The sequence below is a fragment of the Variovorax sp. AC103 genome, assembly GCF_979254005.1.
On sequence record NZ_CEEDFC010000127.1, the window covers coordinates 1 to 229 of the forward strand.

Genomic DNA, 229 nt, shown 5'->3' on the forward strand with positions numbered 1-229 from the left:
GCGCCGACTTCAGGCGCAGTTGCCGGTCGAAGCCGTTGCCGAAGTTCCAGTTGAGCTCGAAGGCCGCGCGCGACTCGGGGTTGGGCGAGAACTTGAAGTAGTTGCGGAACTTGGCGAGCGCCTCGTCGCGCTGGGCGTGACCGGCGACAACGACCTCAACATGGCCGCCTCGCGGCGGGCCTCGGCCTTCGAGAGCTCGGCCACCACCTCGGTGGCGCGGTGCGCGATC

General features: G+C 69.0%; 1 protein-coding gene. It reads right to left on the minus strand.

The window, feature by feature from the left end:
* On the minus strand, window positions 1-229 hold a 229-nt coding region (locus tag AC0IYU_RS35065; RefSeq protein WP_472127027.1), incomplete at both ends, for a hypothetical protein.